The sequence below is a fragment of the Micromonospora sp. NPDC006431 genome, assembly GCF_042870725.1.
Classification (GTDB): domain Bacteria; phylum Actinomycetota; class Actinomycetes; order Mycobacteriales; family Micromonosporaceae; genus Micromonospora.
Genome location: NZ_JBIAHQ010000003.1, coordinates 1 through 23,865, shown reverse-complemented (window position 1 = coordinate 23,865; position 23,865 = coordinate 1). Strand labels below are relative to the sequence as shown.

At 73.3% G+C, this 23,865-nt stretch carries 23 protein-coding genes and 1 riboswitch; of the genes, 9 read left to right on the top strand and 14 right to left on the bottom strand.

From position 1 onward, the window contains the following. Nucleotides 1-226: 226 nt before the first annotated feature. The 3 genes from ACFYM6_RS06460 to ACFYM6_RS06450 are packed head-to-tail and all read right to left on the bottom strand — an operon-like array spanning nucleotide 227 to nucleotide 3,730. Nucleotides 227-2,497, bottom strand: a complete 2,271-nt coding sequence (locus ACFYM6_RS06460) for a heavy metal translocating P-type ATPase (protein WP_387272867.1) — start codon at nucleotides 2,495-2,497, stop codon at nucleotides 227-229. A 14-nt stretch (nucleotides 2,498-2,511) separates the two neighbouring features. Further along, a complete protein-coding gene (locus ACFYM6_RS06455; RefSeq protein ID WP_387272865.1) occupies nucleotides 2,512-3,486 on the bottom strand; it encodes a hypothetical protein in 975 nt (324 codons plus the stop codon). A 34-nt stretch (nucleotides 3,487-3,520) separates the two neighbouring features. Then, nucleotides 3,521-3,730 (bottom strand): heavy-metal-associated domain-containing protein, encoded by a 210-nt coding sequence (locus ACFYM6_RS06450; RefSeq protein WP_073839153.1) that lies wholly within the window; start codon nucleotides 3,728-3,730, stop codon nucleotides 3,521-3,523. A gap of 152 nt (nucleotides 3,731-3,882) precedes the next feature. On the opposite strand from ACFYM6_RS06450, the gene ACFYM6_RS06445 reads away from it, so the two are divergent. After that, nucleotides 3,883-4,182, top strand: coding sequence for a metal-sensitive transcriptional regulator (locus tag ACFYM6_RS06445; RefSeq protein ID WP_046568942.1), 300 nt, complete (start codon nucleotides 3,883-3,885; stop codon nucleotides 4,180-4,182). A 51-nt stretch (nucleotides 4,183-4,233) separates the two neighbouring features. Here the strand turns inward: ACFYM6_RS06445 and ACFYM6_RS06440 are convergent, their stop codons facing one another. Then, entirely contained in the window at nucleotides 4,234-4,857 is a 624-nt protein-coding gene (locus ACFYM6_RS06440) for a DUF305 domain-containing protein (RefSeq protein ID WP_387272863.1), read from the bottom strand. Nucleotides 4,858-4,942: 85 nt separating this feature from the next. Beyond that, nucleotides 4,943-5,446 (bottom strand): hypothetical protein, encoded by a 504-nt coding sequence (locus ACFYM6_RS06435; RefSeq protein ID WP_387272861.1) that lies wholly within the window; start codon nucleotides 5,444-5,446, stop codon nucleotides 4,943-4,945. A gap of 200 nt (nucleotides 5,447-5,646) precedes the next feature. Here ACFYM6_RS06435 and ACFYM6_RS06430 point away from each other — a divergent pair, with 200 nt between their 5' ends. Then, nucleotides 5,647-6,957, top strand: a complete 1,311-nt coding sequence (locus ACFYM6_RS06430) for a YibE/F family protein (protein WP_387272859.1) — start codon at nucleotides 5,647-5,649, stop codon at nucleotides 6,955-6,957. A 154-nt stretch (nucleotides 6,958-7,111) separates the two neighbouring features. Further along, nucleotides 7,112-7,242: riboswitch (cyclic di-AMP (ydaO/yuaA leader) on the top strand. 5 nt (nucleotides 7,243-7,247) lie between these two features. Next, nucleotides 7,248-8,267: a coiled-coil domain-containing protein gene (locus ACFYM6_RS06425; RefSeq protein ID WP_387272857.1), complete on the top strand. Its 1,020-nt coding sequence runs from the start codon at nucleotides 7,248-7,250 to the stop codon at nucleotides 8,265-8,267. Nucleotides 8,268-8,333: 66 nt separating this feature from the next. Here ACFYM6_RS06425 and ACFYM6_RS06420 read toward each other — a convergent pair whose 3' ends face one another. Next, complete coding sequence (locus ACFYM6_RS06420) at nucleotides 8,334-9,011, bottom strand: carbonic anhydrase (RefSeq protein WP_387272855.1); 678 nt, start codon at nucleotides 9,009-9,011, stop codon at nucleotides 8,334-8,336. A gap of 202 nt (nucleotides 9,012-9,213) precedes the next feature. Here ACFYM6_RS06420 and ACFYM6_RS06415 point away from each other — a divergent pair, with 202 nt between their 5' ends. Continuing rightward, nucleotides 9,214-9,555, top strand: a complete 342-nt coding sequence (locus tag ACFYM6_RS06415) for a helix-turn-helix transcriptional regulator (protein WP_387272853.1) — start codon at nucleotides 9,214-9,216, stop codon at nucleotides 9,553-9,555. Nucleotides 9,556-9,612: 57 nt separating this feature from the next. Beyond that, nucleotides 9,613-10,851 (top strand): type VII secretion-associated serine protease mycosin, encoded by a 1,239-nt coding sequence (gene mycP, locus ACFYM6_RS06410; protein WP_387272851.1) that lies wholly within the window; start codon nucleotides 9,613-9,615, stop codon nucleotides 10,849-10,851. Between the two features lie 132 nt (nucleotides 10,852-10,983). Here mycP and ACFYM6_RS06405 read toward each other — a convergent pair whose 3' ends face one another. The 7 genes from ACFYM6_RS06405 to eccCa all read right to left on the bottom strand — a co-directional run bounded on the left by ACFYM6_RS06405 (nucleotide 10,984) and on the right by eccCa (nucleotide 17,639). Next, nucleotides 10,984-11,265, bottom strand: a complete 282-nt coding sequence (locus tag ACFYM6_RS06405) for a WXG100 family type VII secretion target (RefSeq protein WP_073839147.1) — start codon at nucleotides 11,263-11,265, stop codon at nucleotides 10,984-10,986. 30 nt (nucleotides 11,266-11,295) lie between these two features. Further along, nucleotides 11,296-11,604 carry a WXG100 family type VII secretion target gene (locus tag ACFYM6_RS06400; RefSeq protein WP_073839146.1) on the bottom strand — a complete coding sequence of 103 codons (309 nt, stop codon included), beginning with the start codon at nucleotides 11,602-11,604 and terminating at the stop codon, nucleotides 11,296-11,298. A 227-nt stretch (nucleotides 11,605-11,831) separates the two neighbouring features. Next, nucleotides 11,832-12,119, bottom strand: coding sequence for a hypothetical protein (locus ACFYM6_RS06395; RefSeq protein WP_357442249.1), 288 nt, complete (start codon nucleotides 12,117-12,119; stop codon nucleotides 11,832-11,834). Further along, nucleotides 12,116-12,844: a hypothetical protein gene (locus tag ACFYM6_RS06390; protein ID WP_387272849.1), complete on the bottom strand. Its 729-nt coding sequence runs from the start codon at nucleotides 12,842-12,844 to the stop codon at nucleotides 12,116-12,118. The genes ACFYM6_RS06395 and ACFYM6_RS06390 overlap by 4 nt, the downstream gene beginning before the upstream one ends. 31 nt (nucleotides 12,845-12,875) lie before the next feature. Further along, on the bottom strand, nucleotides 12,876-13,169 hold the full coding sequence (locus tag ACFYM6_RS06385; RefSeq protein WP_387272847.1) for a hypothetical protein: 294 nt from the start codon (nucleotides 13,167-13,169) through the stop codon (nucleotides 12,876-12,878). Between the two features lie 16 nt (nucleotides 13,170-13,185). Then, a complete protein-coding gene (locus ACFYM6_RS06380) occupies nucleotides 13,186-13,605 on the bottom strand; it encodes a YbaB/EbfC family nucleoid-associated protein (protein ID WP_387272845.1) in 420 nt (139 codons plus the stop codon). Between the two features lie 68 nt (nucleotides 13,606-13,673). After that, nucleotides 13,674-17,639, bottom strand: coding sequence for a type VII secretion protein EccCa (eccCa, locus tag ACFYM6_RS06375; protein WP_387272843.1), 3,966 nt, complete (start codon nucleotides 17,637-17,639; stop codon nucleotides 13,674-13,676). 171 nt (nucleotides 17,640-17,810) lie between these two features. Here eccCa and eccD point away from each other — a divergent pair, with 171 nt between their 5' ends. Next, on the top strand, nucleotides 17,811-19,208 hold the full coding sequence (eccD, locus tag ACFYM6_RS06370; RefSeq protein WP_387272841.1) for a type VII secretion integral membrane protein EccD: 1,398 nt from the start codon (nucleotides 17,811-17,813) through the stop codon (nucleotides 19,206-19,208). On the opposite strand, the gene ACFYM6_RS06365 is transcribed toward eccD, so the two are convergent. Next, nucleotides 19,192-20,364: a type VII secretion protein EccE gene (locus tag ACFYM6_RS06365; protein ID WP_357442237.1), complete on the bottom strand. Its 1,173-nt coding sequence runs from the start codon at nucleotides 20,362-20,364 to the stop codon at nucleotides 19,192-19,194. The genes eccD and ACFYM6_RS06365 overlap by 17 nt on opposite strands. Before the next feature lie 162 nt (nucleotides 20,365-20,526). On the opposite strand from ACFYM6_RS06365, the gene eccB reads away from it, so the two are divergent. From eccB to ACFYM6_RS06350, 3 genes are all read left to right on the top strand, one after another. After that, nucleotides 20,527-21,996 carry a type VII secretion protein EccB gene (gene eccB / locus ACFYM6_RS06360; protein ID WP_387272839.1) on the top strand — a complete coding sequence of 490 codons (1,470 nt, stop codon included), beginning with the start codon at nucleotides 20,527-20,529 and terminating at the stop codon, nucleotides 21,994-21,996. Between the two features lie 115 nt (nucleotides 21,997-22,111). Further along, the gene (locus ACFYM6_RS06355) at nucleotides 22,112-22,486 is read left to right on the top strand and encodes a hypothetical protein (RefSeq protein WP_387272837.1); all 375 of its coding nucleotides are present in this window, start codon (nucleotides 22,112-22,114) and stop codon (nucleotides 22,484-22,486) included. Beyond that, nucleotides 22,479-23,720 (top strand): WXG100 family type VII secretion target, encoded by a 1,242-nt coding sequence (locus tag ACFYM6_RS06350; RefSeq protein ID WP_387272835.1) that lies wholly within the window; start codon nucleotides 22,479-22,481, stop codon nucleotides 23,718-23,720. The genes ACFYM6_RS06355 and ACFYM6_RS06350 overlap by 8 nt, the downstream gene beginning before the upstream one ends. Nucleotides 23,721-23,865: the final 145 nt, after the last annotated feature.

Below are 23,865 nucleotides of genomic sequence, written 5' to 3'. Positions count from 1 at the left end.
CGTACGGTCGTCGGCCGTCGGTGACGGCGCGTGGTCACCCGGGGCTCCGTCCTGGGCCGCCGCCCGCGCCCCGGGCAGATCGAGCGGCGACGGATCGAGTGTGCCAAGGATCCGGCGCGACCGCCGGACGCGGCCCGCGCGCGGCACGCCGGGTCGGCGAGATGCCGGTGAGCGAGACGCCGGCCGCCGGCCCCGGGCGGACCGGGACCGGCGGCGGGTGCGGAGGTCAGCCGACCGGCCGGAAGCGCCGCAGCCGGAGGCTGTTCGCCACCACGAAGACCGACGAGAAGGCCATCGCGGCGCCGGCGATCATCGGGTTGAGCAGGCCGGCGGCGGCCAGCGGCAGAGCCGCCACGTTGTAGGCGAAGGCCCAGAACAGGTTGCCCTTGATGATGCCGAGGGTCCGCCGGGAGAGCCGGATGGCGTCCACGGCCGCCATCAGGTCACCCCGGACCAGGGTCAGGTCGGACGCCTCGATCGCCACGTCGGTGCCGGTGCCCATGGCCAGCCCGAGGTCGGCCTGGGCCAGGGCGGCGGCGTCGTTGATGCCGTCCCCCACCATCGCGACCGTCCGCCCCTCGGCCTGGAGGCGCTGCACCACCTCGACCTTGTCGGCCGGCAGCACCTCGGCGATCACCTGGTCGATGCCGACCTCGGCGGCCACCGCCTTCGCGACGGTGGTGTTGTCGCCGGTGAGCAGCACCGGGGTGAGCCCGAGTTCGCGCAGCCGGGCGATGGCCGCCGCGCTGGTCGGCTTCACCACGTCGGCCACCGCCAGCACGCCACGGGCCCGGCCGTCCCAGCCGGCCAGGACCGCCGTCCGGCCGGCGGCCTCCGCCTCGGTCGCCGCCCGCACGACCTCCTCGGGTACGTCCAGACCCCGCTCCCGCAGCAGCCGGAGCCGCCCGACGACCACGTCCCGGCCGTCGACCGAGCCGGCAACGCCGAGCCCTTCCGCGTTGGCGAAGCCGGTGACCGGGGGCACCGGGCCGGCCCCCGCGGCACCGTCGGCGATCGCCCGGGCGATCGGGTGCTCGGAGGCGGCCTCCAGCGCGCCGGCCAGCTGGAGCAGCTCGTCGGCGTCCTGACCGGCGGCCGGGAGCACGTCGACCAGCGTCATCCTGCCGGTGGTTACCGTGCCGGTCTTGTCCAGCACCACCGTGTCGACCTGGCGGGTCGACTCCAGCACCTCGGGGCCCTTGATCAGGATGCCGAGCTGGGCACCCCGCCCGGTGCCGACCAGCAGCGCGGTCGGGGTGGCCAGGCCGAGGGCGCACGGGCAGGCGATGATCAGGACGGCCACCGCGGCGGTGAACGCCGCCGTCGTCCCCGCCCCGGTGCCGAACCACCAGCCCAGCGTGCCGGCGGCCAGGGCGATCACGATCGGCACGAAGATCCCGGAGATCCGGTCGGCGAGCCGCTGCACGGCTGCCTTGCCGGTCTGCGCCGCCTCGACCAGCTTGGCCATCTGGGCGAGCTGGGTGTCTCCGCCGATCCGGGTGGCCCGCACGACCAGCCGGCCGCCGGCGTTGACGGTGGCGCCGACGACGGTGGCGCCGGGCCCGACCTCGACCGGGACCGATTCGCCGGTGAGCATGCTGGCGTCGACGGCCGAGGTGCCCTCCTCGACCACGCCGTCGGTGGCGATCTTCTCGCCGGGCCGGACCACGAACCGGTCCCCGACCACCAGCTGGTCCACCGGGATCCGGGTCTCCCGGTCGCCGCGAAGCACCGCGACGTCCTTGGCGCCCAGCTCGAGCAGGGCCCGCAGGGCGGCGCCGGCGGTCCGCTTGGACCGGGCCTCGAAGTAACGGCCGGCGAGGATGAAGGCGGTGACCCCGGCCGCCGCCTCGAGATAGATGTTGCCGGCGCCGTCGCCGCGGGTGATGTCGAAGCGGAACGGGTGCACCATCCCGGGCATCCCGGCGTCACCCAGGAAGAGCGCCCAGAGCGACCAGCCGAACGCGGCGAGAGTGCCGAGCGACACCAGGGTGTCCATGGTCGCCGCGCCGTGCCGCAGGTTGATCCAGGCGGCCCGGTGGAACGGCAGCCCGCCGTAGACCACGACCGGGGCGGCCAGGGTCAACGACAGCCACTGCCAGTAGGTGAACTGCCAGGCGGGCACCATGGCGAGCAGGATCACCGGCACGGCCAGCGCGACCGAGACCCACAGCCGGGTACGCAGCCCGCGCAGCTCGTCCACCGGCTCGGCGGTCGCCTCGGCCAGGGCCTGGGCCGGCGGGGGCGGTACGGCTGCCGTGTAGCCGGTCTTCTCCACCGTGGCGATCAGGTCGTCCGGCGTCACGTCGTCGGCGTACCGGACGGTGGCCTTCTCGGTGGCGTAGTTGACCGTGGCCTCGACGCCGTTCATCCGGTTGAGCTTCTTCTCGATGCGGGCTGCGCAGGAGGCGCAGGTCATGCCGCCGATCGCGAGTTCGATCTGGTTCGGCGCGACCGGCAGGGACGAAGAGCCCGCGCTCTTGGCGGTCGATGTCATCGCGGCACCTCCGGTCAATTGTGCCCGTGACCCGGGGTGCCGTGGTCGGCCTCCGGGGTCGGTGTGGTGGTCGGGGCCGGCGCGCCCGTCGCCGGCGCGCCCGGGTCGCCGGCCACGACGGTGAACTCCGCGGTGTGCACCGCGTCGCCGTGCCGGAAGTCCAGGTAGAGGCGGTACGTCCCGGCCGAGGGCACCTCAGCGGAGAAGGTGACCGCCGGCCCGGCCGCGGTCCGCCCGTCACCGGGCGCGCCCTCCGGGTGCACGTGCAGGTAGGCCAGGTCGCCCTGCCGCAGCGCCACCAGGTGCCCGTACGCCCCGAGGTAGGGCTGGAGGTCGGTGACCGGCCGGCCGTCCCGGCTCACGGTCAGGGTGAGCTGGCTGGTGCGGCCCGGCTGCGGGGTGCCGCCGAGGGTGACGGTGTAGCCGTCGACGGTGGTGCTGGTGGCGGGTGCCGGCAGCGGCCGGTCGGCCAGCGTGCCGGGGACCGTGACGTCGACCCCGAGCGTCAGCGGCACGCCGCCGGTCGGGGTGAAGTCGGCGAACGCCCGCCAGGTGCCGGCGCCGGCGAGCGGCGAGGCGACCCGCCAGGTGCCGTCGGCGGCCAACTCGGGGTGGACGTGCCGGAACCCGGAGAGGTCACGCCGGGCGACGATCAGGTGCATGCGCTTGTCGTGCGCCACGTCGTAGCGGGTGACCGGCCGGCCGTCGGGGCCGGTGATCCGGAAGGCGAACTCGCCGGCCGGGGCGCTCACCGGCTGCAGCGTGTAGCCGCGGTCGGAGACGAGCAGCCCGCCGGGCAGGTGGTCGGTGGCGGCCGCCGTGTGGCCGGCGTCGCCGTGACCTCCGTCACCGTGATCGCCGTCGGTGGTGTCGTGCGGGGTCACGGCGGGCGGGGCGACGGGGCCGGCCAGGTGACCGACCCCGTACGCCGCGCCGAACACCGCCGCGAGGCCGAGGGCGAAGCCGCTCAGCTTCGTCGTCGTGTTCATGGGGTACCTCGGTTCCTTCGGGTCCGCGGACCCGTCACGCCCCGACGAGGTCGTAGCCGGCCTCGTCCACGGCGGCGCGGACGGCGTCCGTGGCCAACGGGCTCTCACTGGTGACGGTGACCTGGCCGGAGGCCAGGTCGACCTGGACGTCCGTGACGCCCGGGATGGCGCTCACCTCGGTGCTGACCGAGTTGACGCAGTGCCCGCAGGTCATGCCCTGCACCTGGTACGTGGTGGTGACCATCGCAACTCCCCTCTCGCCGCCCCCACCCTATACCCCCTGGGGGTAACTGGTGGAGAGACTGCGCCACTCTCCTGTTACCGCTACCCCGTGGGGGTATCAGCTAACGAAGAGGACCGTACCATACCCCAGAGGGGTACGCTATCCTGGACGCCATGACCGCACCGACGACCCCGACCCGGGGCTACACCGCCAGCAAGGACCAGCTGCTCGCGCGGCTCCGCCGTATCGAGGGCCAGGTCCGCGGCATCGAGAAGATGGTCGAGGACGACCGCTACTGCATCGACGTGCTGACCCAGATCTCCGCCATCCAGGCCGCCCTGGACAAGGTCGGCCTCGGCCTGCTCGACGGGCACGCGCGGCACTGCATGCACGAGGGTGCGGCCGAGGGTCGCGCCGACGAGATGGCCACCGAGATGATGGCCGCCGTCGGCCGGCTGATGAAGCGCGGCTGACCAGGCCCGTTGGGGGCCGGACGGCGCGTCCGGCCCCCAACGGCTGCGGTGTCAGCGCCCGTCGAGCAGCTTCCGCATGCTGTCGATCTCGGCCCGCTGGGCGTCGACGATCCGCTGGGCGAGCGCCCTGGCCTCGGGATTGGCGCCCCCGGTCAGCTCCGCCTGCGCCATCGTGAGCGCACCCTCGTGGTGGGCGATCATCATGGTCAGGAACTGCCGGTCGAAGTCGGCCCCGGACGACGCCTTCAGCGTCGCCAGGTCGGCGTCGGACATCATCCCGGGCATGCCGTGGTCCATCCCCGGCATGCCGTGGCCGGCACTGGCCGGAGGCACCGGCCGGCCCCATGCGCTGAGCCAGTCGGTCATGCTGGCGATCTCCGGCGCCTGGGCCGCCTTGATCTGCCCGGCCAACCTCCGCACCTCGGGGTCGGCGGCCCGGTCGTCGGCCAGCTCGGCCATCGCCACGGCCTGCCGGTGGTGCGGGATCATCATCTGGGCGAACGTCACGTCCGCCTCGCCGAAGGAGGCCCCGGGGGAGGGCGATCCCGTGGCGGGCGTGTCGTGGCCGGTGCCGGCGATCGGGTGGTCGCCACCGCCACAGCCGGTGAGGGCGAGCGCGGCGGCTACGGTCACGCCGGCCAGGGCGGCCCGACGCGCGAGGGTACGAGTGGACATGGAATGGCCTTTCGGTGTCGAAACCTACGCAGCGGACGGCGGACGCGGGGTGACCGGTCTTCCGGTCCACCCGCGCCGGGGCGTCCTATCTGCGCAGCACCGACACCGTCGCCAGGCGCAGCCCGTACGGTCGGGGCGGCGGGGCGCGCGGTCCTGGGGCGGCCCGGAGGGCCACCCTGGCGGCCGGCCCGTAGGTCCGGGCCCCGGCCCGCAGCAGCAGCGCGACCAGCAGCGTGACGGCGAACGCGCCGAGCACGGCCAGGCAGATGCTCCAGCCGGACCGGTCGCCGCCGGGATCACCCAGCGGGAGCAGCCGGGCCTGGGCGTCCGTCGGCGGGAGGACCCGGGCCGGGCCGCAGCCGTCACCCGGGCAGTCGCCGGCCCAGCCGGCCACCGCGGCCGGCAGAGTGGCGGGACCGGCCACCGCGGCCGGCGGGGCGGCGTGGTTGGCCGCCGCGTGGTCCCCCGGGCCGCCGGAGGCGTGCGTGCCGTGGCCGAGAGTGTGCATGGCGGTCAGCCCGACCAGGGTGCAGAGCAGCAGCAGGAGCCGGACCCACGGTCCGGTCGTCACCGCTGGCGCCGTACGCACGAGAACCACGCTAGTGGGTGCGCCGGGCCGGGCCGGCAGGAACCACCGGAGATCGCTCATCGCCTGCGTCGCGCCCCCGGACCTGGCTACCATTCCCGGCGGCGACCGGCCTGCACTCCCCCCGCCGGCGCCAGCGCCGGCCCGGTGAACCGACCAGCCCGGTGACACGTATCGCGCTGTGACTCGTTGGGAGACACGCCATGGGCGCCGACCACACCCGTCCCGCTCCGCCCGCCCCGCCCGGGGTGCGACGGATCCTCGTCGCGACGGTGGTGCCGCTGTTCCTGGTGACCGTGGTCGCCGCGCTGGTGCTGTGGCCGCGGGACAGCCGGGAGCCGACGGGTGGCGCGGACCTGCCGCGTTACCACGGCACGGTGACCCGGGTGGTGACCGAGCCGTGTCCGCCGACGCCGGAGGACGACGGCACCGGCCAGGCCACGGGGCCGTGCGGAACCGCGACGGTCGCCGCCGAGCAGGGCCCGGACGCCGGCCGGCAGGTCGAGGCACCCCTCCCGTCCGGCCCCGGGGCACCCCGGGTCGAGGTCGGTGACAAGATCATCCTCGTCGAGCTGATGGACCCGGCCGACCTGACGATCAAGACCTACAACATCGCCGAGCACCAGCGCGGCACGCCGCTGGTCTGGCTGGCCGTGCTGTTCGCCGTCGCCATCGTGGCGTTCGGGCGCTGGCGCGGACTGGCCGCGCTGGGCGGCCTGGTGGCAAGCTTCGCCGTGCTGCTCGGCTTCGTGCTGCCCGGGATCGGCGCCGGCCAGCCGCCGCTGCTGGTGGCGATCGTCGGCGCCGCGCTGATCATGTTCGTGGTGCTCTACCTGACCCACGGGATCACCGCCGAAACCTCGGTGGCGGTGCTCGGCACCCTGGGCAGCCTGGTGCTGACCGGCATCCTCGGCACCCTGGCCACCGCGGCCACCCACCTGACCGGCTACGGCAGCGAGGACGCCACCACGCTGTCGATGTTCCAGCAGAACGTCGACCTGCACGGGTTGCTCCTGGCCGGCATCATCATCGGCTCGCTCGGCGTGCTGGACGACGTCACCGTCACCCAGGCGGCCACGGTCACCGAGCTGGCGAACGCGAACCCGGGGCTGTCCCGGATGCAGCTCTACCGGGCGGCCACCCGGGTGGGCCGCGCGCACATCGCCTCCACCGTCAACACCATCGTGCTGGCGTACGCGGGCGCGTCGCTGCCGCTGCTGCTCCTGCTGGTCGCCGACTCGCGACCGGTGGGCGAGATCCTCACCAGCGAGTTCATGGCGCAGGAGATCGTCCGGAGCGCGGTGGCCACGCTCGGCCTGATCGCCGCCGTACCGCTGACCACCGGTCTGGCGGCGGTGGTCCGGACGGCCGGACGGGCCGGCGCCGCGACGGACGCCGGACCCCGCCCGCCGTCGTCCCGGCCGCCGGCCGAACGGCACGACGCGCTGGAGGCACTCGGCGGAGCGGCCACCGGACGATCCGGACCGGAGAGGAGCACGGAAGCCGCATGGTGACACTCCGCAGCGTGACCGGCCGGCGCGAACGCGACGCTGGTCACGCAGGGCGACGACGAAAACGTGCGATTGGTCGGCTTCCGGACGTAGATCGCCGACCCGCCTCTCGGGTAACCTCGCTGCCGGTAACCGCCGAAGGCGCGCACCGGCGCCAGCGGTACCACCGCCCAATCGCCCTGTGGCGAACCGGGGAACCAGGTACCTGGGGTGAATCCGCGCGAGCGGTAGGGGCCACTTCCGTCCCGAACCCGACAGCTAACCCGGTCGGCGGTCGACGGAAGGGAACACTGTTGACGGCACCCCTGCGCCGCTGGTTGACACCTGTGGTGGCCGTGCTCACCGCGTTCGCCATCGTCGCCGGGCCCACCCCGGCGCTGGCCGCACCCAACACCCCCAACCCATCGGGCCACGAGGAGGACAACGATCCTCCGCTCATCACCGAGGTCATCGATGCCGCCAATCGCGGCTTCCTGCAGGCCAAGGCGAAGCTGGACAAGTCGAAGCAGCGCCAACTCCAGTTGGCCCTCGAGATCCGGGCGGCGCAGGCCGACCTGGACGCGCTGCGGCCGCAGGTGAGCCAGATCGCCACGCAGTCCTATCGGACCGGCCGGATCGGCGCGATGGCCCTGCTGCTGGAGAGCAACGCGCCCGACTCGTTCGTCCAGCGGGCCTCCGCCCTCGACGAACTGAACCTGATGAACGCGCAGAAGCTCGCCGAGGTCAACGCCGCGAAGAACCGCGCGGAGCAGGCCAAGATCGCGCTCGATGCGGAGATCCGCGAGCAGCAGAAGCAGACCAACGCGATGCGGCGCGAGAAGGCCGAGGCGGAGAAGGCCCTGCGGCTGGTCGGCGGGCGGGGTTTCACCGCGGGTCTGGTCGCGGCCACCTCCCCGGTCGCCCGGATCGCTCCCGGGCGGACGGCTGACGGAGGGTGGAAGCCCGAGTCACGCAGCGTGAAGGATCCGACCACCTCGGGCTACATCACCCCGCGCACGCTGCACATGTACAAGGAGGTCAAGCGGGCCGGCTTCGACCGCTTCGTGGGCTGTTACCGCCCGGGCGGTCCCTGGGAGCACCCCAAGGGCCGGGCCTGCGACTGGTCGCTACAGCGCAGCGGCTTCTCCCCCTGGCACAACAACGACATGCGGATGTACGGCAACAACCTCGCCGCGTTCCTGATCCGCAACGCCGACCGGCTGGGCGTCTACTACGTGATCTGGAACCGGCAGATCTGGTTCCCGGCGACCGGTTGGAAGTCCTACAGCGGGCCCTCCAACCACACCGACCACGTGCACGTGTCGCTGCTGTAGCCGGAGTACCACGCCGAGGGGCCGTTCCGCGACCGCGCGGGGCGGCCCCTCGGCGTCAGGAAGGACTCAACCGGCGACGGCGGTGGGTGCCGGGTCCGCGGGCGTGGCCGCGCCCGGCAGCGTCGCGCTCGGCTTGCCGGCCGGCACCTCGGCCACCGTCCGCACCTCGCCCGCGCTGAGCCGGTACGACATGCCGACCACCCCGCACCGCCCGGCCGCCACCCGCTCGGCGAGCACGGCGGACCGGGCCAGCAGCGCCTCCACGGTCCGCGCGATGTGGATGTCGACGATCTCGTCGAGGTCCTCGACACCCTCCCGGGCGGCTCGGGCCAGGCTGGGCACGACGGCGTCCACCAACGCGCCGAGGTGGCCGGCGGGGGGCGTGCCGGTGGCGACCACCTCGCGGGCGGCCTGCACCGCGCCGCACGAGTCGTGGCCGAGCACCACCACCAGCGGGGTGCCCAGCACGGTGACCGCGTACTCGACGCTGCCGAGCACCTCGGGGCCGACGGTGTGGCCGGCGGTCCGCACCACGAACAGGTCACCGAGGCCACGGTCGAAGATGATCTCGGCGGCGAGCCGGGAGTCGGCGCAGCCCACGATCACCGCGAACGGGTGCTGGCCGTCGGCGACGGCGGCGCGGTGCTCGGCGTCCTGGTTGGGATGACGGGGTACGCCGGCGACGAATCGCCCGTTGCCGGCGAACAGCTCGGCGAGCGCCTGTTCGGGATTGGTCGGCAGCACTGCACTCACCTCGTCCTCGCGCGAAACGACCTGGTCAGCCGGGCCGGCGGCAGAGGCGGCCTCGACCACCACGGTCACACCCGAGCCAAGACACGTCAAGATTTACGTGATACGGATTTCATACGTCACCGGTCACTTGACGGGCGGCCGCCCGCGGCCCGCCGCCGCCCGGGGCCGGTCGACACCGGCGCGGGGCCATACCATGACCACCATGGCGACGACAGCGGGCGAGAACGGGAGCGGCCGGAACTGGACCTTCCTCACCAACCACGGGCACGTGCTGCTGGCCATCGCGCGCAACCCCACCGCGCGGCTGCGTGACGTGGCCGACGAGGTGGGGGTGACCGAGCGGGCCGCCCAGGCGATCGTCGCCGACCTGGCGGCCGGCGGCTACCTGCGGCGCACCCGGGTCGGCCGGCGCAACGAGTACACGATCAACCCGAGCGGCCACTTCCGGCACCCGGCGGAGGCCGACCAGCAGGTCGGTGCCCTGCTCGCGCTCTTCACCACCGAACCGGCCGACAGGCGCGCCGCCGAGGCGTGACCGACCCCGGCGGCTCCCGTCACCGCACGACCGGCGCGCCGACGGTAATCTCAGCGCGTGCGCGACAGCTTGCGGCCGGACGGGACGACGGTGCGCGTCCGTACCGGGCACCGGATCCGGTCCATCCTCTGTGGAGCGGGAGCGGCCGCCCTGCTCGGCGCCGTCCTGGTGGCGCCCGGGCCCGCCTCGGCGGCCCCGAAGTGCGGCCCGCCCGGCGGCCCCGCCCCGACCGAGGCGTCCTGGGCGCTGGAGCGGCTCGACCCGGCGGCGGCCTGGCGGGTCACCCGGGGCCAGGGCGTCACCGTGGCGGTCATCGACTCCGGCGTCTCCCCCAGCCACCCCCTGCTGCGCGGCCGGGTGCTGCCCGGTGAGGACTTCAACAACCTGGTCCACCTCAAGGGACAGTGCGACCTCGTCGGCCACGGCACCCTGGTGGCCGGCATCATCGCCGGCAAGGAGGGCACCGGCGTGCCGTACAGCGGGATCGCGCCCGAGGCCAAGATCCTGCCGGTCCGGGTGCTGGCCGACAACCAACGCACCTTCGACGAGTCGATCCCGGCCGAGATCGGCCGGGCGATCAAGTGGGCGGCCGACCACAAGGCCGACGTGATCAACCTGTCCCTGGTGACGCTGGACGACCCCCGGCTGAAGGACGCCGTGGACTACGCCCTCGACAAGGGGGTCGTCGTGGTGGCCGCCGCCGGCAACCGGCAGGAGAACCAGCAGGACCAGCCGGGGTACCCGGCCGCGTACCCGGGGGTCATCGCCGTCGCCGGCATCGACGACGCGGGCGAGCACGTCGGCAGCTCGGTCACCGGCGACTACGTGGACATCGCCGGCCCCGGGCTGAAGATCGTCGGCCCGGCGCCACAGGGGTCGGGATACCGGGCGGAGCCGCAGGGCGGCACCAGCTTCGCGACCGCGTACGTCTCGGGGGTGGCCGCGCTGGTCCGCGCCGCCCACCCGGACCTTTCCCCGAAGGAGATCGCCTTCCGGCTGACCCAGACGGCCGACAACCCGCCGGACGGGCACAACGCCGAGGTCGGGTACGGCATGGTCAACCCGTACCGGGCGGTGACCAGCCTGCTGGGGAGCCGGACCGACCCGCCGCTCGGCGCGCTGCCGAAGCCGACGCCGCCGGCCGACCCGCTCGCGTGGCAGCGGACCGTGGCGATCTGGGTGGCCGCGGTCGGCGGGCTGCTGGCCGTCGCCCTGCTGGCGCTCCGGCCGATCCTGATTCACGGCCGCCGGCGCGGCTGGCGCCCTGGACGCCGCCCCGCGGCCCTGGACGCCTGAACGCACCCACCCCGGCCCCGGACACCGCCCCGCGCACCAGCGGCGGTCAGCGCGCCGCTGGTGGCGCGGGAAAAGCACTACGGCCCCGACCCCGGACAGAGCCGGAGCGGAGCCGCAGCAGGGCCGGTAGGGTCAGTTGCCCCAGACCTTGGAGTTGCTCATCTCGGTGGTCATGTAGTTCTCGCGGGCGATGCCGACCGCCTGGCCGATGTCGTTTAGGACCTTGTTGATGTCCCGCACGGCGGCGTCCCACTGGGCCTGGTGCTGCTGGTAGGCGACGCGGTCCTGGCCCTCCCACTCGAGCCTGGTCAGCATCGAGCGCAGCGTGTCCAGCTTCTCGTCGATGGTCCGCGAGATGGCCTGCATCTGCTGGTTGCTGCTCTCGAGGACGGCGTAGTCGACCTTGATGCTCATCGTTCCTCCTCTACCTGGCTACTACGCGGATCACGGGTTGAGAGCAGCGTGGAACTTGTCCAGCATCTGCTGCTGCTCTTCGTCGTTGACCTGGTGCGTCGTACCCGACTTGTCGAGCAGGTCGGCGATGTTGTCCATCGCGGTCAAGAGCTTGTTCGTGTCCTCGTTCCAGCGCGTCATCAGGCTCTGAAAACCCGTGGACGCCTGGCCCTTCCAGGCCATCGCCAGGTCGTCGACGACATTCCACAGCTTCTTGAGCTCACCGTCGACGTCGCTGCGCGTGGACCGCACGTCACTCGCGGCGGTGTGCAGAGTCGCTGCACTGACCTCGAACGCCATGCTTCACACCCTTCCGTCATCTTCGTGGCGGCGGATCCGCCGCGCCCCTCCCCCGCGGCAAGGCGTACACACCCCACCGACGGACACTTCAACCGAACCGTAGCGGACGACGTCCAACCCGCGCAGCCCTGTCCCCGTATCGTCGTCTCCCGGCAAGCCAGGATCCACAACACATTCCCTGTCGGACCGTACGATATGGACGGACGACCCCTCGATCCGCACCGGCCTCAGGACGGCTGGCGGTACGACTTGACGTGCATCATCACCCCGAACACCAGCAGTACCGCCAGCAGCACCACCACGGCCCACAGCACCGGCCGCTCGAAGGCGCGCTGGAGCACCACCGGAAGCAGCGCCACGCCACCGGTGAGCATCACCACTTCGGCGGCTCGCCGGACCCCTGCCGAGCCCGTGAGCCGGGCCGCCAGGGCGAGGCCGAGGAAGACCGGGATGGTCAGCAGGAAGTACATGAACAGCCAGTAGAGCGCCGCGAACACCCCGACCCCTCTCGTCACTGGTAGAATTTGGAATCCTTGACCCAGTCGATCTTGATGTCCTTGATGTCCGGGTCGGAGCCGGTGGGCGCCCAGCCGGGGCGGGAGTCCGACACGAACGCGAACCGGCTGTTGGTGTTGAAGCCAGCCATCACGGCGTGCAGGAGCGCGCCGATGTCCCCGAAGACCATCACCAGGATGGCGGAGGCAGCCGTCAGTCCGGCGATGCCGATCGCCTGGGCCAGCGCGGTGGTGCCGGGGAAGAACTGGAACACGATCGAGGCGATCACCGCGACCAGGATCGGCAGGAGCGCCTGGGCCATCCCGGAGACCGCGTCGTTGTAGGCGTCCCGCGCCGAGGTGAGGGTGTCCTTGTTGGCGTTGAACGCCTCGGCCAACGAGTTGATCTCCGCCCCCAGCTTGCGCATGAAGAGGTCGAACGCATCCCGGTCGTCGAAGTCCCACTCCTTCGGGTCCGGCGGGACCGCCGCGATCGCCGCGCCGAACTGCTCCGAGCCGAGCAGGCTCGCGGCGTCGCTCCACTTCTTGATGGCCTCGTTGACCTCCTGGTTGTCGAACGTCTCCAGGTAGAGGATCGAGCCGATCAGGATCCCCGAGAAGACGATCCACATCCAGTTGCCGCGCGCGACGGCCGCCGCCGTACGCACCGGCGCCGTCGTCTCGGCGACCGAGACGGTGCCGGTCACCGCGCCGGAGGCGTTGGCGATGAAGATCTCCGGTGGCATCAGATGCTCCCCCCGTGGCTGGCCCGGCCGGTCACTTGACCACCCAGGGCTGGTCCGACTTCTCCCAGTTCTTCGCGCTCTGCTCGAGCTGCTCCGCGGCCTTGTGCAGGTGGTCGATACCGGTCTTGACGTTGTCGAGGTGCCCGTCGACCGAGGCGTTGTGCTGGGCCACCGTCCCGTGGCCGAAGAGGCTCAGCGCGCCGCCCGGCAGCTTCACCTCCTCCAGCAACGCCTGCACGTTGCGCAGGTACTGGATCGGGCCGTCCGGAGCGTCGAGCAGCTTGCTCGCCTTCCGGATCGCGTCGACGTCGACCTTGTTGGCCATCGCGCCTCCTCCCAGCTCAGCGACGCAGGCCGCGGGTCGGGTCGGACAGGTCCACACCGAACTGGCGGAACCAGTCCTCCGGGGTCAGGGAGCCCTCCTGGGCCCGGCGGACCAGCTCGGAGCCGCCGAGCATCTCGGTCAGCAACTCCTGCTGGCGCTCATTGAAGGCCGCGTACGCCGCGTCGATGGCGGCCTGGAGCGACTCCGCCAGCGAGTAGCTGTCCAGCCGCATCGCCCGCGCGTTGAGCTCGATGTCGCCGACCTTCATCTCGCCGTCCACGGTCACCCGGACCAGGCCGTCCGGGCTCTCCCCGGTCATCCGCAGGTCCGCTCGCTGCTGCTGGAACTCGGCCAGCCGGCGCTGCTGCTCCTGCGCCTGGCGCAACATGTTCTCCACGGCGCCACCGGCGCCACCGTAACCCCACGGGCTGCTCACGACGGGTCCCTCTCTGCACGCGCGACGGTCGGGCCGACGCTATCGGAACGTTTGCCTGGCGTCCGCCCCTAGGCCGGCTCCGTCCAGGCGGTCTGGATCAGCTGCTGGCCGTCCCGGCGGCGGACCAGGGTGCCCCGACCCGGCGGCTGCGGGCTCGGCCGCAGGTTGCCGAAGACCGCACCCTCCTCCCGGCTGCCGGACATCAGCAGGCCCGGCGAGTCCAGCTCGCGCAGCCGCTGCAGCACCGGCTCGTATAGGGCGCGCGCCACGCCGCCCACCCGGCGGGTGATGATCAGGTGCAGGCCGATGTCCCGGGCCTGCGGCAACAGCTCGTGCAGCGCGCTGAGCGGGTTGCTGCCGCCGGAGGCGACCAGGTCGTAGTCGTCCACCAGGACGTAGAGGTCGGGGCCCTTCCACCAGCTCCGGTCGCGCAGCTGGGCGGTGGTCACGTCCGGGCCGGGCAGGCGGTTCTGCAGCGCGCTGCGGATCGAGCCCAGCCCCTGGCTGAACACCTGGTTGGACGGTGCGTAGTCGAGCAGGTGGTCGCCCTCCACCGCACCGAGCAGGCCGCGGCGGTAGTCGGCGATGACCAGCCGGGCCTGGGCCGGGGTGTACCGCTCGGCGATGCCCCGGGCGATCAGCCGCAGCAGGTTCGTCTTGCCGCACTCGGCGTCGCCGAACACGGTCAGGTGCGGCTCGCCCGCCAGGTCCAGGTAGACCGGGGCCAGCGCCGACTCGTTGACGCCGATCGGGATGCCCGGGACCGACCGGTCGATGACCTTCGCCAGCTCGCCGACCGGCAGCTTGCGCGGCAGCAGCCGTACCTTGGGCGCCGGGCGGCCCGACCAGTTGGCCGCGATGTGCCCGGCCAGGGCGACCGACGCCTCGGTCAGGTCCTCGATGTCGCGCTTGCCGTCGATCCGCGAGATCCCGCTGAGGAAGTGCAGCTTGTCGTGGGTCAGACCGCGGCCGGGCGTGCCGACCGGCACGTTCTGCGCGGCCCGCCGGTCGATCTCCGACTCGGCCGGGTCGCCGAGCCGCAGCTCCAGCTTCGTGCCGAGCAGGTCCCGCATGTTGATCCGGATCTCCGCCCACCGCACGGCCGTGACAACCACGTGTACGCCGAAACCCAGCCCCCGGTTGGCCAGGTTGGTGATGATCTGCTCCAGCTCCTCGTACTCCTGGCGCAGCGTGTTCCAACCGTCGACCACCAGGAAGATGTCGCCGAACGGGTCGTCGGCGAACTCCCCGGCCGCCCGGCGGCGGCGGTAGCTGGCCATCGAGTCGATGCCGTGCTGGGTGAAGCGCAGCTCCCGGTCGTCGATGATCGCGACCACCTCGGCCACGGTCCGCCGGACCGCCTCGGTGTCCCGCCGTCCGGCCACCCCGGACATGTGCGGCAGCCGCTCCAGGCTGCGCAGCGCGCCGCCGCCGAAATCGAGGCAGAAGAACTGCACCTCGCGCGGCGTGTGGGTGAGCGCCAGCGAGGCGAGCATGGACCGCAGCATGGTGCTCTTGCCGCTCAGCGAGGCACCGACGATCACCACGTTGCCGCCCGCGCCGGACAGGTCGATCATCATCGGGTCGCGCCGCTGCTCGTACGGGCGGTCGACGATGCCGACCGGCACGGTAAGTCGCCCACGCCCCGGCCAGTTCGCCGTGGTCAGGCCGAACGTCGGGTGCACGCTCAACGGCGGCAGCAGCTCGGCCAGGCCCGGCGGCTCGGCCAGCGGCGGCAGCCAGACCTGGTGCGCCGGGCGCCCCCGCCCCTTGAGCCGGTCGATCAGCACGTCCAGCATGGCCACCGCCTTGCCGTCGGCCGCCTGCTCCGGCTCCGGCGCGGTCTCCGCCGGGCTCGGCAGGGCCGGCACCGGCACGTAGTCGATGCCGTACGGCACGATCCGGCGCTGCACCTGCGCCCGGGTGGACCGCTGCACCTGCCCCGGCGCCCGGTACGGCCCGGAGACGTACGCCGCCCGGAACCGGAGCATGGTGCTGGTGTCGGTCTTCAGGTAACCATGACCGGGCGCGCTCGGCAGCTCGTACGCGTCGGGCACGCCGAGCACGATGCGGCTCTCGACCGCCGAGAAGGTACGCAGACCGATCCGGTACGACAGGTGGGTGTCCAGGCCGCGCAGCTTCCCCTCCTCCAGCCGCTGGGAGGCCAGCAGGAGGTGCACGCCGAGCGACCGGCCGAGCCGGCCGATCATGACAAACAGGTCGATGAAGTCCGGCTTGGCGGCGAGCAGCTCGCTGAACTCGTCACAGATGATCAGCAGGCTGGGCATCGGCTCCAGCGGCTCGCCGGCCGCCCGGGCCTTCTCGTAGTCGTACCGGGAGACATAGTTGCCGGCCGCCCGGAGCACCTCCTGGCGCCGGTTCATCTCGCCGGCCAGGGCGTCCCGCATGCGGTCGACCAGCGGCAGCTCGTCGGAGAGGTTGGTGATCACCGCGCTGGTGTGCGGCAACGCGTCCAGCGAGGCGAAGGTGGCGCCACCCTTGAAGTCGACCAGGACGAAGTTGAGCTCCTCGGACGAGTGCGTCACGGCCAGCGCCCCCACCACCGTCCGCAGCAGCTCGCTCTTGCCGGAGCCGGTCGCGCCGATGACCAGGCCGTGCGGGCCCATACCCTCGTGCGCGGACTCCTTGAAGTCCAGCTCCACCACATTGCCGTCCGGCCCGAGGCCGAGCGGGATCCGCAGCCGGTCGCGGTGGCTGCGCGGCCGCCAGGTCTGCTGCACGTCCACCGCCGCCGCATCGCCGACGCCGAGCAGGTCCGGCAACTCCATGCTGCGGGCCAGCGGCTCCTCCGTGCTGGCGCCCTGCTGCTGGGAGAGCCGGTAGGGGGCCACCTGCCGGGCCAGCCCCTCGGCACCCGCCATGCTGAGCCGGTCCGGCCGGCCGAGCCGCGACGCCGTGGCACCGCGGACCAGGTCCAGTCCGCTGCCGTCACCGGTGTCAAGGCAGAGCAGCCAGCGGCCGGCGTCCCGGGGCACCGTGCCGGACAGGTCGATGACCGTGGCGCCGAGCAGGCCGGGACCCATCAACGCGCAGGTCGACGAGACCTCGCCGCCGTCGAGCACCACCACCAGGTGTGGGGCGGTGGTGAGCGGCTTCGCCTCCGGGGCGAAGCGGGGCCGGCCGCCCAGCTCGTTGGCGAGCGCCGCCTCCGCCTCGGCAAGGCTGGCGAACACCATCCGGCGCGCGCCCGCCGCGTCCGTACGCCCCGGGTGCTGGGCGTGCGGCAGCCACTTCACCCAGTCCCACACCGGCTGCCGGTCGGGCGCGGCCACCACCGCCACGATGAGGTCGTCCGGGGCGTGGAAGGTGACCAGCTGGCCCAGGGCGGCCCGGGCCAGGTCGAGCAACGGCTCCCGGTCGCCGCGCAGCACGATCCGGCTGAACGCGCGCAGCGAGAGCGCGGTGGGCAGGTCCGGCACGGTGGAGTGGGCCCGGACGAACCGGCGCAGCGCGATCGCGCTCATCGGCTCCAGGTCCTCCACCGGCTTGGTCTCCGGCGGCACGATCTCCACCGCCAGCCGCTGCGGGCCGAGCGCGATCCGGGCCTCACCGAAGTCGTCCTCGGTGATCCGCCGCTCCCACAGCCGGCGCGAGGCGGCGATCGACCAGAGCGCGTCCGGCTCCGGATGCCGCCAGGTCATCCCGGCACGCTGCTGCTCGGCGGCCCGCCGGGTGCGCTTGCGCATCTGGGCCAGATACCGCATGTAGTCGCGGCGCTGGGCATTCAACTCGGCCTTGTTGTTGCCGCCGTTGCCCAGCGTGCCGATCGCCATGCCAAGCATGGACACCCCGAAGAGGCCGCCCGCGACGTACGTCATCATGCCGCCGCCCCGGCCGGCGTACAGGAAGGCCATCGCGCCGACGCCGCAGAGCATCGGCAGGATCATCAGCACCTGCCCCATGCCCCGCGACTGCTGCTCAGGCAGCTCGGGCGGAGACTCCAGCAGCACCTCGCCGCGCGGCAGCGCGGGCCCCGGTTGACGCGGCAGTCGGCGGAACACCACCGTGCTCACGGCGTCTCCTCCCCAGAATCAGCCCTGATCGTGGTCTGCCAACGGCCCGAGTCGTCGGGTGGGCAACCTGTGCGACCGCCATCGTAGGTAATCTCCCGGAGGCGCCGTGGACCCGTGTCGGGGCGACGCCGCCGGCCGAGGTGGATCGTAGGCGAGTACGAGGAGGCCACAGTGGCGACGAAGACCGCGACCGGCGGGCTGAGCCGGATCACCATCGTGGCGCCGCGCACCAGGATGGATCTGGCGTTGCCGTCGGACGTCCCGTTGGCCGACCTGCTGCCCACGCTGCTCCGGTACGCCGGTGAGGACCTCGCCGACGAGGGCGTGCGGCACGGCGGATGGAGCCTGTCCCGGCTCGGCGGACAGCCGCTGGACAGTGGGCGTACCGCCGCGCAGCTCGGCGTCCGGGACGGCGAGGTGCTCTACTTCAACCCTCGGGCCGCCGCCGCGCCGGAGATCGTCTTCGACGACGTGGTGGATGCCGTCGCCACGGCCACCAACCAGCGCCCCGGCACCTGGCAGGTCGGCACCACCCGCTCGTTCGCGGTGCTCCTCGCCGGGGCCGCGCTGACGGCCGGTGCCGCGGCGGCGCTGTTCGCCGGGCCGCCGCAGCTGCCCGGCGCGCTGGCCGCGCTGGTGGTCGCGGTCGCCCTGCTGGTGAGCGCCGCGGTGCTGTCCCGGGCGGCCGGCGACAGCCGTACCGGCGCGATACTGGCCATGGGCGGCCTCGGCTACGCGGCGATCGGCGGCCTGCTGGTGCTCGCCGGGGACCGGGCGCTGGCCGACCTGGCCAGCCCGCACGTGCTGCTGGCCGCGACCGCGGCGGTGCTGTTCGGCGCAATGGCCGCGCTGGCCGTCGGCGACCGGCTGCCGCTGTTCCTCGGCGCGGTCGCGGTGGGGGTGGCCGTCGGCATCGGCGCGGCGCTCTGCCTGGCCTTCGGCATCGGCGCGGCGGCCGCCGCGGCGGTGGTGGCGACCGTCGCCTTCGCCGCCCTGCCGGCGCTGCCGATGATCGCCTACCGGCTGGCCCGGCTGCCGGTGCCGTCGATCCCGACCGGGCCGGACGACCTGAAGACCGACAGCGAGTCCGTCGACGGCCCGCAGGTGCTGAGCAACAGCGAGCGCGCCGACGCGTTCCTCACCGGCCTGCTCTGGACGGTCTCGGTGCTGGTGCTCGGCGGTCAGGTGGTGCTCGCCGACAACGGCCGGCTGCCGGCGGTGCTGCTCTGCCTGGTGCTGGCCCTGCTGTCGCTGCTGCGGGCCCGCCCGTTCATCGGCCGCGCGCAGCGCACCCCGGTGCTGCTCGCGGGCACCCTCGGTCTCGGACTGGCCGCGGCGGCCACCTTCGGCGCCGGGTCGCTGCCGGTCCGGCTGGGGTTGATCCTGGGCGGGCTGCTGCTGACCACGGTGATCGGCCTGATCTACGGCCTCACCGTGGCGGGCAAGCGGATCTCGCCGGTCTGGGGTCGCCTCCTCGACATCGTCGAGATCCTGCTGATCATCGCCGTGGTGCCGCTGGCCGTCTGGGTCTGCGGCCTCTACGGCTGGATCGTCAACCTTCGACCGTGACCGTGCCCATCGCGGTGGCGACCGGGGCGGTGGCGTAGACGCCGGGGCCGTGCTGCCCGTCCAGCGGGCGGGCCGGCACGCCGCTGCGCTTCGCCACGTCCCGGACCACCTTCACCAGCGCCTCGGCATGCCCGTCCATCGCCGCCACCCGCAGCAGCGGAGGCACCCGGCGGCCACCCGGCAGCACCACCGCCGCGACCGTGTGTGACGGCGCGGAGGTGGCGGTGACGGCGTCCACCAGCGCGCCGAGCGATCCGTTGGGGCGGACCCGCAGCGCCAGGCAGCGCTGGGTCCAGCCGCCGCCGCGCAGGCTGGTCCAGCTCTCCACCGGCGCCTCCGGGGCCAGGTCCAGCCCGGCGCCGGAGACCACCGCGGTGTGCAGCTCGTCCCGGCCCAGCACCCGGTGGCCGAGGCCGGCGGCGTTCAGCGTCTTGCCGAGCCGGCCGATCCCGGCCGCCACGGTCCGGTGCACACCGCGTATGCCGCCGCCCCGGCTCACCGCTTCCGCGCGGGCGTCGGACACCGACAGGCGGAGCGCCACCCAGATCGTGCGGTGCGCCGCCGGCGGGGCGCCCGGCGCGGGGTACCAGACCAGGGTGTGCGAGACGACCTGGGTCTGCGTGACCGGCCCGGTGAAGTCGGCGAGCACCGCGAGGGCGCGGTCCATCGTCGCCGCCTCCACCGACCCGGCGGGCGCGCCGGGCCGGCCGGTCAGCGCGACCGCGGCGAACCAGCCCCGGTCGTCCTGGCCGATGCCGAGCCGGGTGCCGCGCTCGGTGAGCTCGACGACGGTCAGCTCCGGGGCGAGCGCGGCCAGTCGCGGGTCACCGGACGGCGTGGCGCTCCGGGCCCGCCCGCGGCGGCGGCGCAGCCGGCGGCGGAGCATCAGGTCCTCGTACCACCAGCGGCCGCCTCGGCGGGCGAACGCGGCGACGACGGCCAGCACGGCCAGCACGCCGACCGACGCGAGCAGCCAGGCGGGGCCACCGGTGGCGAACCAGACGGCCAGCGCGGCGCACTCCAGCACCACGAGCTGACCGACGACGAGCGGGCCGAGCCGACCACGCCGACGCTGGTCGGCCGGGATGATCGGGCGGTCCGCCGGGGCGGCGGGGGCGGTGGCCGTACGACCGGGTGGCGCCTGGACCTGCGTCATCGGTGAGCGTCCCTTCTGGACATTCTGGGCTTCCGCCCCGGCGTTGCGTCGCCGGAGGACGGGCGGGGTCCCGGTGAACCGCCGCCGGCCCCTTATCGTAGGGAAGCCCGCGGCGACGTTCGGACCTGATCGTCGCGGACCCACCCCTGCCGGAGGTTAGCCATGCGGACCCGCCGCGATCAGGTGCAGGCGTACCGCTTCGTCACCCGCCGCATCGTCTCCGCGCTGCTCTCCGGCGACCCGGAGACCAACGACCTGCCGATGCGCCGGCTCGGCATGGCGGTGTTCGGCAGTGTCATCGCCGCCGCCGTCGTGCTCGGCGGTGCGGGCGCGTACGGCCAGCTCACCGGCAACGCCGCGCCGCTGGAGTCGAACACGCTGGTGATCGAGCGGGAGACCGGAGCCACCTACGTCTTCACCGACGGGGTGCTGCACCCGACGCTGAACTACGCCTCCGCCCGGCTCATCCTCGACGAGGCCGATCCGGCGGTCCGCACCATGTCGCAGGCGTCGATCAAGGAGCGCCCGCGGGGGCGGGCGGTGGGCATCGTGGGCGCCCCGGACGACGTGCCGGACCGCAAGTCGCTCGTCGGCCTCCCCTGGTCGGTCTGCGACGTGCCCGACCCGGCCGATCCACAGCGCTCCACCACCCGGCTGGTGATCGACCGGCCGCTGCCGGGCGGCACCTCCCTCACCGACCGGGCGGTCCTGGTCCGGGTGAACGAGGCGCGGTACCTGCTCACGGGCGGTTCCCGGCTGCGAGTGGTCGGTGACGAGCAGGCGCTGGTCGCGTTGAAGATGGCCGGCGCGGCCACCCTCACCGTGGGGCAGCAGCTGCTCAACGCGGTGCCGGTGGGGCCGGCGCTGCGCAAGCCGACCATCGACGGGGACGGCAGCTCCAGCGGCCTGACGGTGGGTGACCGCCCGGCGAAGGTCGGCCAGGTCTACCGGGCCGCCGGCAACCACTACGTGCTGACCCGGCAGGGACTGGTGGCGATCAAGGAGATGACCGCGCTGCTGCTGCTCGGCGGCGGCGGTCAGATCACCGACATCACGCCGGACCAGGCCGGCCAGCTCCTCACCGACCAGCGACTGGAGCCCGAGGGCCTGCCGGACAAGCTGCCCACCCTGCACGAGGTCCGCGCCGGCCGGACGGTACTGTGCGCCACCTACCGGGCCGGGGTGCCCGGCCAGCCGCCGGTCACCACGCTGGAGGTCTTCGACCAGCCGCCGGCCGAGCTGACGGCGGCGACCGGGGTGGCCGCCCGGCAGACCTCCCGGGACGCCGTGCGGACCGCCGAGAGCGTGCTGCTGCCGGGTGGCAAGGGCGTGCTGGTGCAGGCCACGGCCGGGGAGAGCGGGAAGGCGGCGGCCGGCGCCACGGTCTACCTGATGACCGCGCAGGGGGTCCGCTATCCGCTCGGGCCCAACGCGAAGGTCGCGCTTGGGTACGGCGACGCGACGCCGACGGCGGTGCCGGCATCCCTGCTGGCGCTGGTGCCGACCGGGCCGACGCTGGGGCGGCAGCACGCACTGGCCTTCTTCGATCCGGGCGCCGTGCCGGCTGGCTCCGCGACGACCGGCCCGGGCGGCAACCAGCAGTCGGGGGCGGGCCCGGCCCAGGGTGGCTGACCTCGGACCGCCGTCCGATGTGGAATAGGGGCGGCCACGGGTCGCCCGGGCTGGGCCGGGTCGACTAACCTGAGCGTGACCAACGGTTATCGACGATGACTACGGGGATGCAGCCATGACCGGGCGCACGACAGTGGACGTACTGTCCCTGGAGGATTTTCACCAGCGACTGGGGCGGCGACTCAGCGAGGCCGAGTCGGTGCTGAAGAAGCTCAACACGGAGATGCAGTGCCGGCCGCCCGCGCTGGGCACCTTCACCGACGCGACCGGCAACGCCCGTCGCTACTCCGAGACGCACACGAGCTTCGCCAACCACGTCGAGCGGCTGCGCCAGGCGATCGAGGCCGCCCAGAAGGCGACCAAGACGATCATGACCAACTACAAGACCGCCGAGGCACGCAACGCGGCCGCCGCGGCCGACATCGTCGCCGCCCTCTCCGGCCTGGATGCGGCGATGAGGCCGGCGAAGGGAGAGGATCCGCGTGTCTGAGTACGTTCAGCGTTACGAGCACGTCAGCCACAAGGAGCTCTACCAGGGCGTCACCTCGGGCGACCCGAAGCAGGTCGACGGGCTCAGCGCCCAGTGGAGCTCGCTGAAGGACACCCTGGAGGGCCTCGGCCGGGACCTGACCAGTGACCTGGACGCGCTGGCCAAGACCTGGACGGGCGACGCCGCCCGGGAGTTCCACCGGCGGCTGAACCTGGTCGTCGGCTACTCCGGCAACCTGGCGCAGGGCATGGCCGACATCCGGCAGGCGCTCGACATGATGGCCACCGAGCTGCGCACCGCCCAGTCGAAGGCGGAGAGCCCGGAGGAGACCGACGACAACGACAAGCTGCTCTCCGGCGCCGGCAAGGGCTTCCTGGTCGGCGGGCTGCCGGGCGCGGTGATCGGCGGCATCGTCGGTCACCAGCAGGACAAGGAGGAGCAGGAGAAGGCCCACCAGCGGATGGTGCAGGTCGTCGCCAACCTCGCCGAGGGTTACGACTTCTCCGCCTACGGCCGGATCGTCGTGCCGGAGCCGCCGGACCCGGGCCTGCCCGGCGACGGCGACCCGACGAACCCGACGCTGAAGAACGGCCCCTCTGTGGGCACCCCCTCCGCCAGCCCGACCTCCGGCACCTTCGGGCCCACCGCGGGGGCCACCGCGACCACGTCAGGCGTGCACCACACGGGCCCAGGCAGCGGCACGGTGGGCGAGGGCCCGACCGGGCACCCGGGCGCGGGCAGTCCCGGCACGATCGGCTCGGTGGGCGTCGTCGACCCCGCCGGCACCTCACTCGCCGGCGCCGGCCAAATGGTCACCAGCCCGACGACCCCCGGCCTCCCCGGCACCGGCACCGCCAGCGCCCCCACCACCACCGTCCCGAACGGCGGCGGGGGCCTGCTCTACGGGCTGCCGAACGGAGGCACGGGCGCGCTGGCCAGCTCGGGTCCCGGCACGGCCAGGGTCGGGGGCATGCCCGGGGCCGAGAACCGGTCCGCAGCCGGCACCGGGCGGCTCGCCTCCGGGCGGGGCGTCACGATCAACGCGGAGGGCCGCTCCAACGGTGGCCGGGGCACCAACGGGCGGCCCGCGATGGCCGGGCGCAACGGCGTCCTGGGCGGGCGCGGCACCTCCGACGAGGACGAGTCGGAGGAGCGGCTGACCTGGCTGACCGAGGACGAGATGGTCTGGGGCGACGGCAAGTCGGCCCCGCCGCCGGTGCTCGGCACCAATTGATCGCACGCTGACGAACGGCGCGGGGGCCCCCCCGGGGGGGGGCCCCCCCCCGCGCGGTTTACCCCCATTTCTAAGTTGGGTGGGGCGCAGCGTCCAATAACCCGGGTTGGTTGGAGCGGGGAAAAAGTAAAATAAGTTTGAGAGG

Bases quoted from the DNA above. Each gene is read 5' to 3' on its own strand.
- ACFYM6_RS06460 (WP_387272867.1), bottom strand. From the start codon at position 2,497: ATGACATCGACCGCCAAGAGCGCGGGCTCTTCGTCCCTGCCGGTCGCG.
- ACFYM6_RS06455 (WP_387272865.1), bottom strand. From the start codon at position 3,486: ATGAACACGACGACGAAGCTGAGCGGCTTCGCCCTCGGCCTCGCGGCG.
- ACFYM6_RS06450 (WP_073839153.1), bottom strand. From the start codon at position 3,730: ATGGTCACCACCACGTACCAGGTGCAGGGCATGACCTGCGGGCACTGC.
- ACFYM6_RS06445 (WP_046568942.1), top strand. From the start codon at position 3,883: ATGACCGCACCGACGACCCCGACCCGGGGCTACACCGCCAGCAAGGAC.
- ACFYM6_RS06440 (WP_387272863.1), bottom strand. From the start codon at position 4,857: ATGTCCACTCGTACCCTCGCGCGTCGGGCCGCCCTGGCCGGCGTGACC.
- ACFYM6_RS06430 (WP_387272859.1), top strand. From the start codon at position 5,647: ATGGGCGCCGACCACACCCGTCCCGCTCCGCCCGCCCCGCCCGGGGTG.
- ACFYM6_RS06415 (WP_387272853.1), top strand. From the start codon at position 9,214: ATGACCACCATGGCGACGACAGCGGGCGAGAACGGGAGCGGCCGGAAC.
- ACFYM6_RS06405 (WP_073839147.1), bottom strand. From the start codon at position 11,265: ATGAGCATCAAGGTCGACTACGCCGTCCTCGAGAGCAGCAACCAGCAG.
- ACFYM6_RS06400 (WP_073839146.1), bottom strand. From the start codon at position 11,604: ATGGCGTTCGAGGTCAGTGCAGCGACTCTGCACACCGCCGCGAGTGAC.
- ACFYM6_RS06390 (WP_387272849.1), bottom strand. From the start codon at position 12,844: ATGCCACCGGAGATCTTCATCGCCAACGCCTCCGGCGCGGTGACCGGC.
- ACFYM6_RS06385 (WP_387272847.1), bottom strand. From the start codon at position 13,169: ATGGCCAACAAGGTCGACGTCGACGCGATCCGGAAGGCGAGCAAGCTG.
- ACFYM6_RS06365 (WP_357442237.1), bottom strand. From the start codon at position 20,364: ATGACGCAGGTCCAGGCGCCACCCGGTCGTACGGCCACCGCCCCCGCC.
- eccB (WP_387272839.1), top strand. From the start codon at position 20,527: ATGCGGACCCGCCGCGATCAGGTGCAGGCGTACCGCTTCGTCACCCGC.
- ACFYM6_RS06355 (WP_387272837.1), top strand. From the start codon at position 22,112: ATGACCGGGCGCACGACAGTGGACGTACTGTCCCTGGAGGATTTTCAC.